Below are 15,536 nucleotides of genomic sequence, written 5' to 3' on the forward strand. Positions count from 1 at the left end.
CATTATCAATAACCGGAGGGAAGCGCCATAGCGGATGTGCCGGAGATCACACCACCGGGTAGCGCAGCCGTCCGACGAATCGCGACAGGCTGGGCCGGTGCGCGGTGCGGGCGAGGAAGCCGGCCTTGGCCTTCTCGAACTTCATGATGCCTTCGATCCGCCGGCCGAGGAACGCGCTGGTCTCGGCATGGCCCTCGCTGTCATCCTGCAGGAACACCGCGATCGTCGCGGCATAGATGCCGCCGAGCAAGGTCCGCTTGGTGTAATGATTATAATCGGTCGCGGCGTCGCCAGCGAGCCGCCACATGACATCGGCCGAACGCCAGCCGAGCTTCGCGGCGCGCAGCGCGTTCTGGGGCATTGCCAGGACGGCGACGGCGCGGCGCAGCGCCTCGCGGTTGGCCGCCAATATTTCCAGACGCGCTTCGACCAGCGCAGCGATCCGCGCCCGGATCTTCATCGCGGCAAGCGCCTCAGGCGTGAAGCGCGCCGCCATCCCCCGATCGACGCTGGCGAACCACGCATCGATCATCGCGACCGGCCCGGCGGAGAAAGCGAGCCGTGCGACGTCCCGGTCGACGCCGCGGCTGTCGGCGGCGGCATCGAGCGCGGCATGGTTCCAGCCGTCGAAGGCGGCATTGGCGGCGATCGCCGGGGCGAGCGCGTCGCGGAGTTCGTCGAGCGTTGCGTCTGCAAGGTCCATCATGTGGATTTAGGCTCCCCTGCGTTTGGCGCAAGCGCACGCGCACGTTCGCCGGCCCCGCTCTGCCGCACCAGGACGAGCGCCGCCGCCACCAGCGCGGCGCCGAACAGGTCCGCCGCCGCGAGGCGCTCGTCGAAAAGCGCCCAACCGAACGCCGCGCCGACCACGGGCTGGATCAACAATGCGATTCCGATCACCAGCGGCGTGAGGTGGCCCAGCGCATAGATCATGCAGCCCTGGCCGATCAGCTGACTGATCACCGCGAGCGCGATCAGCGGCCACCAATCGCCCGGCATCACCTGCTCGTCGAGCGCAAGCGCGAGGATCAGCAGCGGCGGGATGGTCGCCAGCGAAGACAAGGCAAGCGCGGGCATCGGCGCGAGCCGCTCGCGTGCCCGCGCCATCAGGACGAAATAGATCGCGTAGAGCAGGCCGGCGAACAGACAGAACAGGTCGCCGACGAGATGCTGGGGAGAAAGGCTCGCCGACCGACCGAGCAGCAAAGCCCCCCCAACCGTGGCGAGCACCAGCGCCAACCCCTGAAGCCGCGATGGCCACATCCGCGCGGCGATGAAGCCATAGATCGGGAACAGCAGAGTCGCAGAATTGCCGAGCAAGGTCGCGTTGGCGAGGGTGGTGCGGACGATGCCGAGATGCCAGCTGGCCAGATCGGCGGCAAAAGCGACGCCTGCGATCGCCAGCACGCCCCATAGTCCGCGCGAGGATTGGACCGGCCTGTCGCCGATCGACGCTGCGAAGGCGAAAAGCAGCGGCGTCGCGATGGCAAGGCGCCAGAATCCCGCCGCAACCGGGCCGACATCGGTCAGGCGCACGAACAGCGCTCCCGAGGCGAGCGCCACGTTGGCGACCACCAATGCGATCAGCGCCGCCGCCGCATGGCTTCTGACAGGAATAGTTTTCCTTGGGGATGCGCCGTCCTGCATAGCGCCCTGTAGCCTCCTATGTGCCACAGGTCACAAGTCAGAAGGTAACGTCGTTCCAATGCCCAGCCTGTTCGATCCCATCCAGTTCGGCGCGATCCACTTGCCGAACCGCATCCTGATGGCACCGCTCACCCGCGGCCGTGCCACCCGCGGGCATGTGCCGACGCCAATCATGGCGGACTATTATGCGCAGCGCGCGGGCGCCGGGCTGATCATCTCGGAAGCGACGGGAATCAGCCAGCAGGGGCTCGGCTGGGCCTATGCGCCGGGGCTGTGGAGCGAGGAGCAGGTTGAGGCGTGGAAGCCGGTGGTCGCGGCGGTGCACGAAGCGGGGGGACGGATCGTCGCGCAATTGTGGCACATGGGCCGGCTGGTTCACCCGGACTTTCTCGGCGGCGAGACGCCGGTGTCGGCATCGGCGAACACGGCGCCGGGTCACGTCCGCACCTATGCCGGCGAGGACAGCGGCGCGACCAAGAAGCCGTATGAACAGGCGCGGCCGCTGCGCACCGACGAGATCCCCGGCCTGCTCGACGATTACGAGAAAGCCGCAAAGAATGCGATCCGCGCCGGGTTCGACGGGGTGCAGATCCACGCCGCCAATGGCTATCTGATCGACTCGTTCCTGCGCGACAATTCGAACTTCCGCGACGACGCATATGGCGGGTCGATCGACAACCGCATTCGCCTGCTCGATCAGGTGACGCGCCGCGTAGTCGATAGCGTGGGCGGCGACCGCACCGGCGTGCGGCTTTCGCCCAATGGCGAAGTGCAGGGAGTCAACGACAGCAACCCGCACCCGCTATTCGAGGCTGCCGCGGCGCGGCTCGACGAGATCGGCATCGCGTTCCTCGAGATGCGCGAGCCGCGCCCGGACGGTACGCGCGGCGTGCCCGATCACCCGCCGGTGCATCCGGTGATCCGCAAGGTGTTCAACGGGCCGCTCGCGCTCAATTCGGACTATCATGCCGACGATGCGCAAGCAGTGCTCGACGCGGGCGAAGCCGATGCGATCGCTTATGGCCGCCCCTTCCTCGCCAATCCCGATCTGCCGATCCGCCTCGCCGAGAAGCTGCCACTCAATCCGCAGCGCGAGGAGTTGTTCTATATCGGCGGTGCCGAGGGCTATACCGATTATCCGAAGTGGGACGAGACGCGGGCGGCGTAGCTAGCGCCGCCCGCCACCGTTCGGCCTGAGTCTGTCGAAGGCCGCCTCTTCGCGGGCGTATGAGCTCGACGAGAGCGGCCCTTCGACTAGCTCAGGGCGAACGGTGAGAGGTTTGATCGAATCCGTCGAACCAGCTGGTACTGGCGGCCCGGAGTTGCGCGCGTAGCTTCGGGCCGAACGCCAGCGCCGCGACGACCAGGATCGCCAGCGGCCAGAACCAGAAGCTCAGCACGACCAGCAAGGCGATCGCAATCGCCGCGACCCAGCGCAGGTTGAGCAGGCGGGCGCGGTTGGCAAAGTTCATCCGGATCGTGCGCGGCGCCTTGTCGTCGAACCAGCGCTTGGTGACGAATACGCCAGAGTCGATCCCGGCGCTGTCCGCTTCCGCTCCCCTTCCGCTTGCAGGGGTCGGAGGGCCTGTCAAATCTCGGGGAGTGGCTCCGATGTGCCCTCCCCTAACCCCTGCAAGCGGAAGGGGGACAGAAGTAGAAGCAGGCTTCCCCGTCCGCGTGTCGATCACTTCGAGCCGGCGCCCGCGCTCCACTATCTTGTAGCGGGGGGGCGGCAACTGCATCGGCTCAGCCGAACCGGCTCTTGAGCGCCAGCATCGCGAGCGCCGCCTTGGCGGCCTCGCCGCCCTTGTCCTTCTGCTCGCGATCGGCGCGGACCAGCGCCTGTTCCTCGTTCTCGACGGTGAGGATGCCGTTGCCGATCGGCACGCCATCGAGCGCCAGCGCCATCAGCCCGCGCGCGCTCTCGCCCGCGACGATCTCGAAATGATAGGTCTCGCCGCGGATAACCACGCCCAGCGCGACAAAGGCGTCATATTCGCCGGTCTCGACCGCGAGCGCGACCGCGCCGGGGATTTCGAGCGCGCCGGGGACGGTGACGATCTCATAGTCATGCCCGGCTTCCTGCAGCGCAGTGCGGGCGCCGTCGAGCAGCATGTCGTTGAGCTCGGCGTAGAAGCGGGCTTCGACGATCAGAACGCGGGCCATCAGTTTTCCGTATCGATTGCGCGCTCGCCGACGATCGACAGGCCGTAGCCATCGAGCCCGATGAGCGTGTGGTGGGTGTTGGTGAGCAGGATCATGTCCTGCACGCCGAGTTCGGTGAGAATCGTCGCGCCGACGCCGTAATCGCGCAGTTCGTCCATGTCCTTGAGCTCGAGCGTCCCGGCCCTGGCCCGAAGCGCGACACTGAACTGGTCGGGGCGCGGCTTGTTGATCACTACCACCACGCCGGCGCCTTCTTCGCCGATGATCTCCATCGAGCGCCGGAGCAGCCCGCCGCGGCCGCCGCCTTCGCCGAAGATGTCGCTGAACGGCGACATCGCGTGCATTCGCACCAGGGTCGGCTTGGCGGGATTGATCTTGCCCTTGACCAAGGCGACCTGCTCGCTCTCGGTCGCTTTGTTCCAGAAGGTGAACGCGGTCCAATCGCCGCCCCATTCGCTGGTGAAGCCGGCCTCGGCGCGCTTCTCCACCAGATGATCGTGGCGGCGACGATAGGCGATCAGGTCGCGGATCGTGCCGATCTTGAGGTTGTGGAACTGCGCGAAGGCGACGAGATCGTCGAGCCGCGCCATCGTGCCGTCGTCCTTCATGATCTCGCAGATCACCCCCGACGGATTGAGCCCGGCGAGCCGGGCGACATCGACCGCGGCCTCGGTGTGGCCGGTGCGGACGAGGACGCCGCCGTCGCGCGCGACGAGCGGGAAGACGTGACCCGGCGAGACGAGCGCCTCCGGGCCCTTGGCAGCGTCGATCGCCACCGAGACGGTACGCGCGCGATCGGCGGCGGAGATGCCGGTGGTGACGCCTTCCTTGGCTTCGATCGAGATGGTGAACGCGGTCTCGTGGCGGGTGCCGTTGTTGCGCGACATCAAGTCGAGCCCGAGCTGGTCGACGCGGTCCTTGGTGAGCGCGAGGCAGATCAGCCCGCGGCCGAAGCGCGCCATGAAGTTGATCGCATCGGGAGTCGCCATCTGCGCCGGGATGATGAGGTCGCCCTCATTCTCGCGGTCCTCGTCGTCGACCAGGATGAACATGCGGCCGTTGCGGGCCTCGTCGATCAGTTCCTCGGGGGAGGACAGGAAACCATGCTTGAGCAGGGCGAGTTCAGGCTTTGCCACGGAGCGCCTCCATGCGCTGGAGATAACGGGCAAGCACGTCGATCTCGAGGTTGACCGCCTGCCCGGGTTGCAATGCCCCGAATGTAGTGACGGCGGCGGTATGGGGAATGATGTTGAGCATAAGATTTACGCCCGCGGGCGTGTCTTTGATGTCGTTCACCGTGAGCGAGACGCCGTCGACGGTGATCGAGCCCTTGGCAGCGACATAGGGGGCGAGCTCCCTGCCGGCGGCGATGGTCAGCCGGTGGGAGCCGCCCTCTTCGCGCCATTCGGAAACGGTGCCGATGCCATCGACATGACCGGTGACGATATGCCCGCCGAGTTCGTCGCCCAGCCGGAGCGCGCGTTCGAGGTTGAGCCGGCGGCCCTCGGTCCACATATCGGACGCGGTGCGCGAGACGGTCTCCGCCGAAACGTCGAAGGCTACGCGGCCGGGCGCCTTGTCGACCACCGTCAGGCACACACCCGAGCAGGAGATCGATGCGCCGAGGTCGATCGTGTCGACGTCATAGTGAGTGGAAACCTCGACGCGCAGGTCGCCCTGCTGCGTGGCGGCGGCGATGGTGCCGATATCGGAGACGATTCCCGTGAACATCAGTTGCTCGCGTAGACTTCGAGCCGGTCGCTGCCAAGCATCCGCGTATCGCTCAGCCGCCAGCGGCCATGCGCGGCGGCGAGATCGGTGAGCCCGATATCGGCGAGCGCGGGCTTGCCACCGCCGATCAGGACCGGCGCGCGATAGAGCAGCAGTCGATCGACCACGCCTTCGCGCAGGAACGCCGCGGCGGTTTCGGCGCCGCCTTCGACGAGAAGATGGTCGACGCCTTCGAGGCCGGCGATATCCGCGGGGCGGGCAAGGTCGCCTTGCGACGACAGGACAAGGCGGCGCGGCGAACGCGCTTCGAGACCCAGCAATCGGACATCGAGGCTGGGCCGATCGATTTCCCAGGTGCGGCGCCCGACAAGAATCGCCTCATGCCGCGCGCGTTCGAGATGCGCATGCGCGCGCGCCTCGGGCCCGGTGATCCAGCGGCTTTCGCCCGACGCCAAAGCGATGCCGCCGTCGAGCGACGTCGCGAGCTTGAGCGTGACGAAGGGACGCCGCCTAGCCTGGCGAGCGAAAAAACCGGCCATGGCGGCGCGGGCGGGGGCTTCGGCAATACCCTCCACCACGTCGATCCCCGCTTCGCGCAGGCGCGCGGCGCCCGCGCCATTGGTTCGCGGGTCAGGGTCGCCGAGCGCAATCACCACGCGGCCAACACCGGCGGTCGCCAGCAGGTCGGCACAAGCCGGGCCGCGCGGGGAGAGATGCGCGCACGGCTCGAGCGTGACGTAACAAGTCGCGCCGCGCGACTTTTCGCCGGCCTGCGCCAGCGCCATCGCCTCGGCATGCGGACGCCCGCCCGGCTGAGTCCAGCCGCGACCGACGACGCGGCCGTCCCTGACCAGCACGCAGCCGACATTGGGATTGGGGGCGGTGCGGCCGCGCGAGCGCTCAGAGAGCCCCAACGCCGCGCCCATCCAGCGCGCGTCGGTCAGAAGCCCCACGATTCGAGCTTGTCGTCGAGCCGTTTGAACTCGGCCTGCTTGGCCTTGCGGCGCTTCTCGAATTCGGCCCTCTGGATGGCCTTCTTGGCCTGGTCGATCTTCTGCTGCGCCTTGATCTGCTCGTCGGTGCGCGTGATCGGCCATTGCTCGACATAGATGATGTTGCGTTCGTACGGCCGCTCGAAATGATTGTCCTTGAAGAACACGAAGAGGATCACCCCGGTGACCGCGAGCGCCAGTCCCATGAACCCGAACTGGTGCGGCCGGCGCGTGCCGAAGAAAAGCCGCAGGTCGCGAAAGGCGCCGGTCGGCGAGAGGTTCTTGAGAAAGGCCATGATGCCGACAAGATAAGGACGCGGGGGCTTCAGGGCAAACCCCCGCGCCGGCCGGCCGTCATTGCGGCCGGCAAGGCTGGACGTCACTGGTCCTTGATCAGGAACCGGACGCTCAATTGCTTCCAGCTTTCCTCCGGAATGCCACCGCGAGTCGCCGGCTTGAAGCGCCATTTGGACAGCGCTTGGCGCCGCGTCGCCTCGAAGAACGCGTCGCTGGTCGCGCTGACCGGCTCCGCCGCCTTCACCCGACCGTCGACTCCGATCAGCACCCGGATCTGGACGAGGCCGTCGCGCTGGGCGCGCAGCTCGGCCGCGGGATAAGCGGGCTGGAAGTCCTTGAGGTAGCGCCGGTCCTGCTCGGCACGCATCAACGGCGGCAGCGGCGGAGGCGGTTCGGAGACTGAAATCGGCCCCTCGGCGACCTTGGGCAGGGGCGGCAAGGGCGGATCCCCGATTTCCGGCGTCGTCCTGGTCGGGTTTTCCGACTCGGTCCTGATGTAAGGATCGGGCGCAGTCGGCGTGGGGTTTTGGGCGACGTGATCGTCGGTCTTGGGCTGCGGCTTGGGCTGATCCGGCGGCGGCACAGGCGGATCGAAGATGTCGATGAGCTTTATGTCTGGCCGTTTGAGTGTGGGAACGATGTTCGGCGCCGAATAGATCAGCCCGGCGATCAACGCCCCGTTGATCAGGAAGGCGCCTCCTAGGCTGACGGCGCGGGATTTGGGCGGCGCATAGCGATGTTCTGCATACATGACGTTGCTCTCCATCCGTTGACCGGTCTGTCGCCGGTTTCAGTGATGATACAACGTATCATGTAAGAGGTAAATAGTCTGCCTATCCAACCGCGGCGAGCCGTGCCAGCGCACGATCCTTGCCGATCAGCGGCAGCAACGCCGCCATATCGGGACCATGCGCGCGGCCGGTCAGCGCGAGTCGCAGCGGCAGGAACAGCGCCTTGCCCTTGCGGCCCGTCGCTTCCTTGAGCGCGCCGGTGAGCGCATGCCAGGGGTCGCCCGACCAGTCGATCGCGGCGGCTGCCTCTGCCGCCTGCCCGAGATAGGCGCGGTCCTCGTCGGACATATCGGCAGCGTCCACCGGGCCTTCGACGACATGCCACCAATCTGCCGCCTCGCTGATCGTCGAGAGATTCGGGCGAATCGCGTCCCAGCCCTCTGGCGTCATGCCGTCGGGCAAGCGTGCAGCGACGGCGTCGAAACCGAGCTGGTGGACGATGCGCGTGTTGAGCTGGGCGAGCTCGACCTCATCGAAGCGCGCCGGCGCCCGGCCGAAGCGCGCGAAGTCGAACCCGGCGATCAGCAGCGCGGGATCGACGTGCGGCTCTACGGGATCGCTGGTGCCGATCCGGGCAAGCAAGGCGACCAATGCCTGCGGTTCGATGCCGGCATCGCGGAAATGATCGACGCCGAGCGAACCAAGCCGCTTGGACAATTTCCCCTCGCTGCCGGTGAGCAGCGCCTCGTGCGCGAAGGCCGGCGAGCCGCTCCCCAGCGCGTCGAACATCTGGAGCTGAGTGGCGGTGTTCGAGACATGGTCCTCGCCGCGCACGACATGCGTGATTGCCATGTCGACATCGTCGACCACCGACGGAAAGAGATAGAGCCACGATCCGTCGGCGCGGCGGACCACCGGGTCGCTCATCGTCTTCGGATCGAAGCGCTGATGGCCGCGGACCAGATCGTCCCATTCGATTCCCGCGTCATGATCGAGCCGGAAACGCCAATGCGGCGCGCGGCCCTCGGCTTCGAATGCGGCACGCTCGGCATCGCTCAGCGCCAGCGCGGCGCGATCATAGACCGGCGGCAGCCCCCGCCCGAGCAGCACTTTCCGTTTGAGCTCGAGTTCCTGCGCGGTCTCATAAGCCGGGTAGACGCGGCCCGCGGCGACCAGTTCGGCGAAGCGCGCCTCATAGCGATCGAAGCGCGAGGACTGGCGCTCTTCGCCATCGGGCACGAGCCCCAGCCAGGCGAGATCGGCGCGGATCGAATCGACATGGCGCTCCTCCGAGCGCGCGCGATCGGTATCGTCGATGCGCAGCAGGAAGCGCCCGCCATTGGCACGGGCGAACATCCAATTATGCAGCGCGGTACGCAGATTGCCAACATGCAGCGTGCCGGTCGGACTGGGGGCGAAGCGGGCGGTTACCGTCATACAAGGGCATTAGGAGCGATGCGCGCGCACCGCAAACCGGTCCAACGTGGAGATCAGGTCGATCGCTTGTTCAGCACTCAATGCGCGGCGTGGGAGCATCAGCAGCAGCCGCTCCTGCGGTATGACTGCTATGGTCTCCTCGTTCGATAGCCACCGGTACAACGAACCCCATTCGATCCGGCTGGTACCTGCCGCTGATCGCGCGATCAGTTCCTCGTCGTTCCAGCGCCATTCGGTTTCGGAAAGCAGCGAAGGCTGTTGCTCCGCCATTCTGCGGACCTTTCCGGGAATGCTGCGCCAATTCCAGAACATGACTCCCAGAATCACAAGCGGACAAATCAATGGAACCGCCTGGTCCAAGAGACTGGCCGAAAGTGGAATTCCACCGGCAAGATCGTACGCAATGCGGACAAGCGTCGCTAATTCCACGAATGCGAGAAGGAGGAGAAATAGCCTCATCCAGCGTTTGCGTACGTAATTGGTCAACCATAGCCTTTGCCCGGCCACATGATCCTCAAGCGTCGGGGTGAACGTCACTTCGCGGTGCATAACTCGTATCCCCAGCTTGCCCCACTGCGTATCGGCTGACAAAGGAAGCGGCAACGGGGCAGCGCGGAGACGTTCGATGAAATTGATGGCCGGCAATTCGAATCTGCCGCTTGCCAGCGCGATCGCGGGCTATCTCGAGATGCCGCTGACCCGGGCCAATGTCCGCCGCTTCGCCGACGAGGAGATCTTCGTCGAGATTCTTGAGAATGTCCGCGGCGAGGACGTCTTCGTGCTCCAGTCGACCAGCTATCCGGCGAACGACAATCTAATGGAATTGCTGATCATGATCGATGCGCTGCGCCGCGCATCGGCCAAGCGAATCACCGCGGTGCTGCCTTATTTCGGCTATGCGCGCCAGGATCGCAAACCCGGCCCGCGCACCCCGATCTCGGCCAAGCTCGTCGCCAATCTGATCACCACCGCGGGCGCCAATCGCGTGCTTTCGGCCGATCTCCATGCCGGGCAGATCCAGGGCTTTTTCGACATCCCGACCGACAATCTGTTCGCCGCGCCGGTGATGTCGTCGGACATCCAGACGCGCTTCTCGGGCAAGCAATGGATGGTCGTCTCGCCCGACGTTGGCGGCGTGGTCCGCGCCCGGGCGCTCGCCAAAAGGCTCGACAATGCCCCGCTGGCGATCGTCGACAAGCGCCGCGAGCGCGCGGGCGAATCCGAAGTGATGAACATCATCGGCCATGTCGAAGGGCGTTTCTGCATCCTGATCGACGATATCGTCGATTCGGCGGGCACTCTGTGCAACGCGGCCGCGGCGCTGAAGGCGGCCGGCGCCGAGGATGTCGTCGCCTATTGCACCCACGGCGTGCTGTCGGGTGGTGCGGTAGCACGCGTAGACGCTTCGGCCCTGAGCGAGCTGGTGATCACCGATTCGATCGGCAACCATGCAGTGATCGCCGAAAGCGCCAAGACGCGGCATCTGACCATCGCGCCGCTGCTCGCCGAGGCGATCAAGCGGATCGCCGACGAGAGCTCGGTATCGTCGCTGTTCGACTGACCGATCAGATGGTCGCCTCGCAAATCAGCGCCGCGCCTACCAGGATCATCAGCACGTAGATCGCCGTGTAGAAGCGCTCGGGCGCGATCCGGCGGACCAGCCAGACGCCGGCGACGGTGGACGCCAGCGCCAGCGGCAGCAGCGCCGCCGCCGTGAGCAGGTTCGACCGCGTGAACTGTCCCAGCGCCGCATAGGCCGGCACCTTGATCCAGTTGAGCGCTGCGAAGAACACCGCAGTGGTGCCGATCAGCACGTCGCGCTCGAGCTTGCGCGGCAGCACCCAAAGCTGGAACGGCGGCTGTCCCGCATGCGCGATCTGGCTGGTGAAGCCCGAGGCCAGGCCGAACAAGGATCCGATCCATTCGGGCCACCGCAGCGCCTCGCGCGGGGTGTGGCGCGCCGCCCACAGGCGAAACCCGCCGAAAAGTGTCGAGATCGCACCGACCGCCGCCATGACGCCAACCGGAGACACACTGGCGGCGAACGCATAACCGAGCCAGATGCCGAGCATGGCGCCGGGCATCATCCAGCCGAGCAGCCGCCAGTCGACGGTCCGGCGGAACGCCCAGACGCCGACCACGTCCTGCGCGATCAGGATCGGCAGCAGGATCGCAGCAGCGCGCACAGGATCCACGGCGAAGGTGAGCATCGGCAGCGACAATGCGCCCATCCCGGCAAAGCCGCCTTTGGCGAGACCGAGCAGGATCACTGCGGGGATGGCGAGCGCATAGAAATGCCAATCGGTGAGCATGGCGGGGCGAGTAGGGCGAAATCAGGGAGCGGGAAAGGCGCGCGCTCCGCTCTTTTTATCCATCTTCCGTAGATCCGTTTCCCGGCGAAAAGCGGCCCTGGGCTCGGCGAAGCAAATGAAATGAGACTGTCCTCTCGACATCATCGTAACTGGCCCCCGGCCTTCGCCGGGGAACAGGTCGCAGGCGGGTGACGGCGGGCGTCAAACTGCGTATCGCACCGGAAGCGCGGGGAGGCGGGCATGGCAGAGGATCGCAGCGGGCAGATTGCAGTGATGTTCATCTCCGAGCGCACCGGCGACGACGCCGAAGGCTATGCCGCCGCCGCCGATGCGATGGACCGGCTCGCCGCACAGCAGCCCGGCTATCGCGGCGTCGACAACGTCTCGGCGGACGGCCTCGGCATCACCCTCAGCTATTGGGCCGACGACGCCAGCGCAGTCGCGTGGCGCACGCATCCGGAACATTCCGCGACTCGCGAGGCCGGACGTGGACGCTGGTACAAATGGTACCGGCTGCATGTCGCCGACATTGCCCGCAGCTATTCGTGGACCCGCGAATGAAACGTCGCGGCTTTGACCGCACCTTCGCGTTGCTCTTCGCGGTGATGCTGGCGATCGCGGCCGGCAATACGGCGCTGCAATCAGTGCTGCCCGCGCTCGGCCGGTCGCTGGGTGCCGCCGACAGCGCCGTCGCCGCGGTGTTCTCGGTCTCGGCGCTGCTGTGGGTGATCGCCGCACCGTTCTGGGCCAATCGCTCGGACCGGCACGGGCGGCGCGCGATGGTGTTGCTCGGCGTCGCCGGATTCACGGTTTCGCTGGCTTTGTGCGGGGCCTTCCTCATGCTGGGGATCAACGGCGTGCTCGGCCCGCTCGCCACCTTCATCGCCTTTATCGCCGCGCGCGTCATCTACGGCACCTTTGGATCGGCGGCACCGCCGGCGGTGCAGGCGATCGTTGCCGGACGCACCACGCCCCACGAGCGGACCAAGGCGCTGACGCTGCTCGCCTCGGCCTTCGGGCTGGGAACGATCCTGGGGCCGGCATTCGCCCCCTATCTCGTGCTCGGCAGCCTGTGGCGCGGCGGCCCCGCGATCGGGCTGGCGGGTCCCGCTTTCGTGGCTGCAGCGATCGGCGCGGTGATCTGGGTGGCAGTGATCAGGCTGCTGCCGAAGGACGAAGGGATCGAGCACGGCGCCGCCGCGAGCTATCCATCGATCGGCGGACAAGGCACCGGCGCGACGGTGACCGCGGCGACTGCGCTCTCGGGCGAGAAGGTCGGCTATTTCGATCCGCGGGTGCGCGCGTGGATCGTCAGCGGGCTCGTCGTCGGCCACGCCCAGGCGATGACCGGCCAGGCGATCGGCTTCCTGATCATCGACCGGCTCATGCTGGGGCCGACCGACGCGCTGCACCCTACCGGGCTGGTGCTGATGATGGGGGCGGTGTCGTCGCTGCTGGCGCAATGGGGACTGATCCCGCTGCTCGATCTCAAACCGCGTGCGCTGATCCTGGGCGGGGCCATGCTCGGCATGCTGGGCTGTGTGGCAGTAGGGAGCGCGACCTCGCTGTACGGCATTGCGCTCGGCTATGCGCTGACCTCGCTTGGCATCGGACTGGCGCGGCCTGGATTTACTGCGGGCGCGTCGCTCGCCGTGGGGCCCGAGGCGCAGGGCTCGGTGGCAGGCAAGGTCACTTCCATCAACGGCGCCTCGTTCGTGCTCGGGCCATCGATCGGAGTCGGACTTTACGAAGTCTGGCGGCCGCTGCCCTATCTGACAGCGGCCGCCGCGCTTGCGTGCCTGCTGGCCTATGCGTGGTTCAGTCTGCGCCCTTCGGACCCCGACCCTGGAGCATCCCCGGCGCAATGAAGCCGAGCGGCTGGATCGACGACGCCTGTTGCTTGAGGCGCCCGGACATCGCCTTATACTCGTCTTCCATCTCGGGCGTGACCGTCGCGCGCGAATCGGCGAGCGCCTCCTTGAAATGCGCCATGGTCACTTCGCGCGACTGGAGCGATTGGCGCAATGCGACGAGGCCGGCACGCCGGACGACATCCTCGAGATCGGCGCCGGTATAACGCAGTGTCTGATCGGCGATCGCGCCGAGATCGACGTCGTTCGCCAGCGGCATCTTTTCGGTCTGGATGCGCAGGATCCGCTCGCGGCCGGCCTTGTCGGGCACGCCGACATAGATTAGCTCGTCGAACCGCCCCGGCCGCAACAAAGCCGGATCGATGAGGTTGGGCCGATTGGTCGCGCCGATCACCACCACCGACTGGAGCTCCTCGAGCCCGTCCATCTCCGAGAGGATGGTATTGACCACGCGCTCGGTCACCTGCGGCTCGCCCATCCCGCCGCCACGCGACGGGACCAGCGAGTCGAGCTCGTCGATGAAGATCACGCACGGCGCGACTTGGCGGGCGCGGGCGAACAGCCGGGCGATCTGCTGCTCGCTCTCGCCATACCATTTGCTCAGCAGGTCGCTCGACTTGGTGGCGATGAAATTCGCCTCCGCCTCGCGGGCGACTGCCTTGGCGAGCAGCGTTTTGCCGGTCCCAGGCGGGCCGTAAAGCAGGAAGCCCTTGGCCGGGCGGATGCCGAGCCGGCGGAACGCGTCGGGATCCTTGAGCGGAAGCTCGACACCTTCCTTCAGGCGCATCTGCGCGTCGTCGAGCCCGCCGACATCTTCCCAGCGGACCTGCGGCGCCTGCACCATCACTTCGCGCATCGCCGAGGGCTGGACGCGCTTGATCGCCTCGACGAAATCGTCGCGGGTGACCGACAAAGTGTCGAGCACTTCGGCGGGTATGCTGCCGTCCTCGAGATTGAGCCGCGGCATGATCCGGCGCACCGATTCGATCGCCGCCTCGCGGGTCAGCGCGGCGAGATCGGCGCCGACGAACCCATAAGTGGTACGCGCGAGCTCGGCCAAATCGACATCATCGGCAAGCGGCATGCCGCGCGTATGGATGCCGAGCACTTCGCGCCGCCCTCGTTCATCGGGAACGCCGACGACAATCTCCCGATCGAACCGCCCCGGACGCCGCAGCGCCTCGTCGATCGCCTCGGGGCGGTTGGTCGCCGCGATCACGACAATGTTGGCGCGTGCCTCGAGCCCGTCCATCAGGGTCAGCAATTGCGCGACGAGGCGCTTTTCGGCCTCGCCCGACACCTGGCCACGCTTGGGCGCAATCGAATCGATCTCGTCGATGAACACGATCGACGGCGCCGACTTGGCGGCTTCCTCGAATACCTGGCGCAGGCGGCTCTCTGATTCGCCATAAGCCGAGCCCATGATCTCGGGGCCGTTGATCAAGTGGAAATTGGCGTCGCTCTCGTTCGCCACCGCGCGGGCAAGCCGGGTCTTGCCGGTTCCGGGCGGCCCATGGAGCAGCACCCCCTTGGGCGGATCGACGCCGAGGCGCTGGAACAGTTCGGGGTAGCGCAGCGGAAGCTCGACCATCTCGCGGAGTTGGTCGATCGTTCCGGCCATCCCGCCGATATCGTCATAGGTGACGTCGGCGCGCCGGCTTTCCGAGGCTTCCTCATATTCGGGGCGCAGTTCGACTTCGGTATTCTCGTCGATATGGACGATGCCCTTGGGCGTGGCCGAGACCACGGCGAGGCGGATTTCCTGCAGCGCATAGGCCGGGGCATTTACCCAGCGCTGGACATTGGGATCGACGACGCGGTGATGCCCGGCGGTCGCGACGATGTCGCCCTGCGCCAGCGGGCGACCATAAAAGGTGCGCTGGAGCGCCTGTGCCGAGCCCTGGAGCCGCAAATTGGCTTGTGCGGGTGCGAACACTACGCGAGTCGCAGGCTTGGACGCCGCCTTGCGCACTTCGACGAAATCGCCCGAGCCGACGCCGGCATTGGCACGCTGGAGGCCATCGATGCGGAGCAGCTCGAGGCCCTCATCCTCGGTGTAGGGCAGCACGGCACGCGCAGGGGTGGCGCGCTTGCCAACGATCTCGATCACGTCGCCTTCGGTGATACCGATCGCCGCCATCAGCGTGCGCGGGATATGCGCGAGGCCGCGGCCGCTGTCTTCGGGCCGGCTGTTCGCAACCTGGAGCTTGCGCCCTCTGCTTTCGTCGTCCGCCACTATGCTTTCCTTCAGGAGTGAAGGCGGAACATAGGAAGCCGGATTGCGTGCCGCGAGGGGGGCAAAAAAATGGCGGGCCGAAGCCCGCCTTGGAAAGTTTTAGGAGAGGATGCCTG

17 protein-coding genes are annotated in these 15,536 nt (G+C 66.6%); 4 read left to right on the forward strand and 13 right to left on the reverse strand.

Annotated features, from left to right (window positions below; translation table 11 throughout):
- Positions 1 to 46 precede the first annotated feature (46 nt).
- Positions 47 to 703, reverse strand: a complete 657-nt coding sequence (locus E5A73_RS10375; RefSeq protein WP_135964214.1) for a COQ9 family protein — start codon at positions 701 to 703, stop codon at positions 47 to 49.
- Positions 703 to 1,578, reverse strand: coding sequence for a DMT family transporter (locus E5A73_RS10380; protein ID WP_420822570.1), 876 nt, complete (start codon positions 1,576 to 1,578; stop codon positions 703 to 705). The genes E5A73_RS10375 and E5A73_RS10380 overlap by 1 nt, the downstream gene beginning before the upstream one ends.
- A 127-nt stretch (positions 1,579 to 1,705) precedes the next feature.
- Here E5A73_RS10380 and E5A73_RS10385 point away from each other — a divergent pair, with 127 nt between their 5' ends.
- Positions 1,706 to 2,815: an alkene reductase gene (locus E5A73_RS10385; RefSeq protein WP_135963767.1), complete on the forward strand. Its 1,110-nt coding sequence runs from the start codon at positions 1,706 to 1,708 to the stop codon at positions 2,813 to 2,815.
- Positions 2,816 to 2,906: 91 nt separating this feature from the next.
- Here E5A73_RS10385 and E5A73_RS10390 read toward each other — a convergent pair whose 3' ends face one another.
- The 9 genes from E5A73_RS10390 to E5A73_RS10430 all read right to left on the reverse strand — a co-directional run bounded on the left by E5A73_RS10390 (position 2,907) and on the right by E5A73_RS10430 (position 9,646).
- Positions 2,907 to 3,239, reverse strand: coding sequence for a hypothetical protein (locus E5A73_RS10390; RefSeq protein ID WP_240700127.1), 333 nt, complete (start codon positions 3,237 to 3,239; stop codon positions 2,907 to 2,909).
- Between the two features lie 154 nt (positions 3,240 to 3,393).
- Positions 3,394 to 3,813: a 6,7-dimethyl-8-ribityllumazine synthase gene (ribH, locus tag E5A73_RS10395; RefSeq protein WP_135963769.1), complete on the reverse strand. Its 420-nt coding sequence runs from the start codon at positions 3,811 to 3,813 to the stop codon at positions 3,394 to 3,396.
- Positions 3,813 to 4,949 carry a 3,4-dihydroxy-2-butanone-4-phosphate synthase gene (ribB, locus tag E5A73_RS10400; protein WP_135963770.1) on the reverse strand — a complete coding sequence of 379 codons (1,137 nt, stop codon included), beginning with the start codon at positions 4,947 to 4,949 and terminating at the stop codon, positions 3,813 to 3,815. The genes ribH and ribB overlap by 1 nt, the downstream gene beginning before the upstream one ends.
- Complete coding sequence (locus tag E5A73_RS10405; protein ID WP_135963771.1) at positions 4,936 to 5,544, reverse strand: riboflavin synthase; 609 nt, start codon at positions 5,542 to 5,544, stop codon at positions 4,936 to 4,938. Before E5A73_RS10405 ends, ribB begins: the two co-directional genes overlap by 14 nt.
- Positions 5,544 to 6,470, reverse strand: coding sequence for a bifunctional diaminohydroxyphosphoribosylaminopyrimidine deaminase/5-amino-6-(5-phosphoribosylamino)uracil reductase RibD (ribD, locus tag E5A73_RS10410; protein WP_206366482.1), 927 nt, complete (start codon positions 6,468 to 6,470; stop codon positions 5,544 to 5,546). Before ribD ends, E5A73_RS10405 begins: the two co-directional genes overlap by 1 nt.
- A 14-nt stretch (positions 6,471 to 6,484) precedes the next feature.
- Positions 6,485 to 6,832 (reverse strand): hypothetical protein, encoded by a 348-nt coding sequence (locus E5A73_RS10415; RefSeq protein WP_135964216.1) that lies wholly within the window; start codon positions 6,830 to 6,832, stop codon positions 6,485 to 6,487.
- Between the two features lie 83 nt (positions 6,833 to 6,915).
- Positions 6,916 to 7,584: an energy transducer TonB gene (locus tag E5A73_RS10420; protein ID WP_135963772.1), complete on the reverse strand. Its 669-nt coding sequence runs from the start codon at positions 7,582 to 7,584 to the stop codon at positions 6,916 to 6,918.
- A gap of 82 nt (positions 7,585 to 7,666) precedes the next feature.
- Positions 7,667 to 9,001, reverse strand: a complete 1,335-nt coding sequence (gene gltX, locus E5A73_RS10425; protein WP_135963773.1) for a glutamate--tRNA ligase — start codon at positions 8,999 to 9,001, stop codon at positions 7,667 to 7,669.
- Between the two features lie 9 nt (positions 9,002 to 9,010).
- Entirely contained in the window at positions 9,011 to 9,646 is a 636-nt protein-coding gene (locus E5A73_RS10430; protein WP_206366459.1) for a YcxB family protein, read from the reverse strand.
- On the opposite strand from E5A73_RS10430, the gene E5A73_RS10435 reads away from it, so the two are divergent.
- A complete protein-coding gene (locus E5A73_RS10435) occupies positions 9,627 to 10,562 on the forward strand; it encodes a ribose-phosphate pyrophosphokinase (RefSeq protein ID WP_135963775.1) in 936 nt (311 codons plus the stop codon). The genes E5A73_RS10430 and E5A73_RS10435 overlap by 20 nt on opposite strands.
- Before the next feature lie 4 nt (positions 10,563 to 10,566).
- Here E5A73_RS10435 and E5A73_RS10440 read toward each other — a convergent pair whose 3' ends face one another.
- Positions 10,567 to 11,313, reverse strand: coding sequence for a sulfite exporter TauE/SafE family protein (locus E5A73_RS10440; RefSeq protein WP_135963776.1), 747 nt, complete (start codon positions 11,311 to 11,313; stop codon positions 10,567 to 10,569).
- A 240-nt stretch (positions 11,314 to 11,553) separates the two neighbouring features.
- Here E5A73_RS10440 and E5A73_RS10445 point away from each other — a divergent pair, with 240 nt between their 5' ends.
- Both E5A73_RS10445 and E5A73_RS10450 read left to right on the forward strand, forming a co-directional pair.
- Positions 11,554 to 11,874, forward strand: a complete 321-nt coding sequence (locus E5A73_RS10445; RefSeq protein WP_135963777.1) for an antibiotic biosynthesis monooxygenase family protein — start codon at positions 11,554 to 11,556, stop codon at positions 11,872 to 11,874.
- On the forward strand, positions 11,871 to 13,181 hold the full coding sequence (locus E5A73_RS10450) for an MFS transporter (protein ID WP_240700128.1): 1,311 nt from the start codon (positions 11,871 to 11,873) through the stop codon (positions 13,179 to 13,181). Before E5A73_RS10445 ends, E5A73_RS10450 begins: the two co-directional genes overlap by 4 nt.
- Here E5A73_RS10450 and E5A73_RS10455 read toward each other — a convergent pair.
- Complete coding sequence (locus E5A73_RS10455; protein WP_135963779.1) at positions 13,132 to 15,420, reverse strand: CDC48 family AAA ATPase; 2,289 nt, start codon at positions 15,418 to 15,420, stop codon at positions 13,132 to 13,134. The two genes, E5A73_RS10450 and E5A73_RS10455, sit on opposite strands and share 50 nt — an antisense overlap.
- Between the last annotated feature and the right edge of the window lie 116 nt (positions 15,421 to 15,536).

The sequence above is a fragment of the Sphingomonas gei genome (assembly GCF_004792685.1).
Lineage (GTDB): Bacteria > Pseudomonadota > Alphaproteobacteria > Sphingomonadales > Sphingomonadaceae > Sphingomonas > Sphingomonas gei.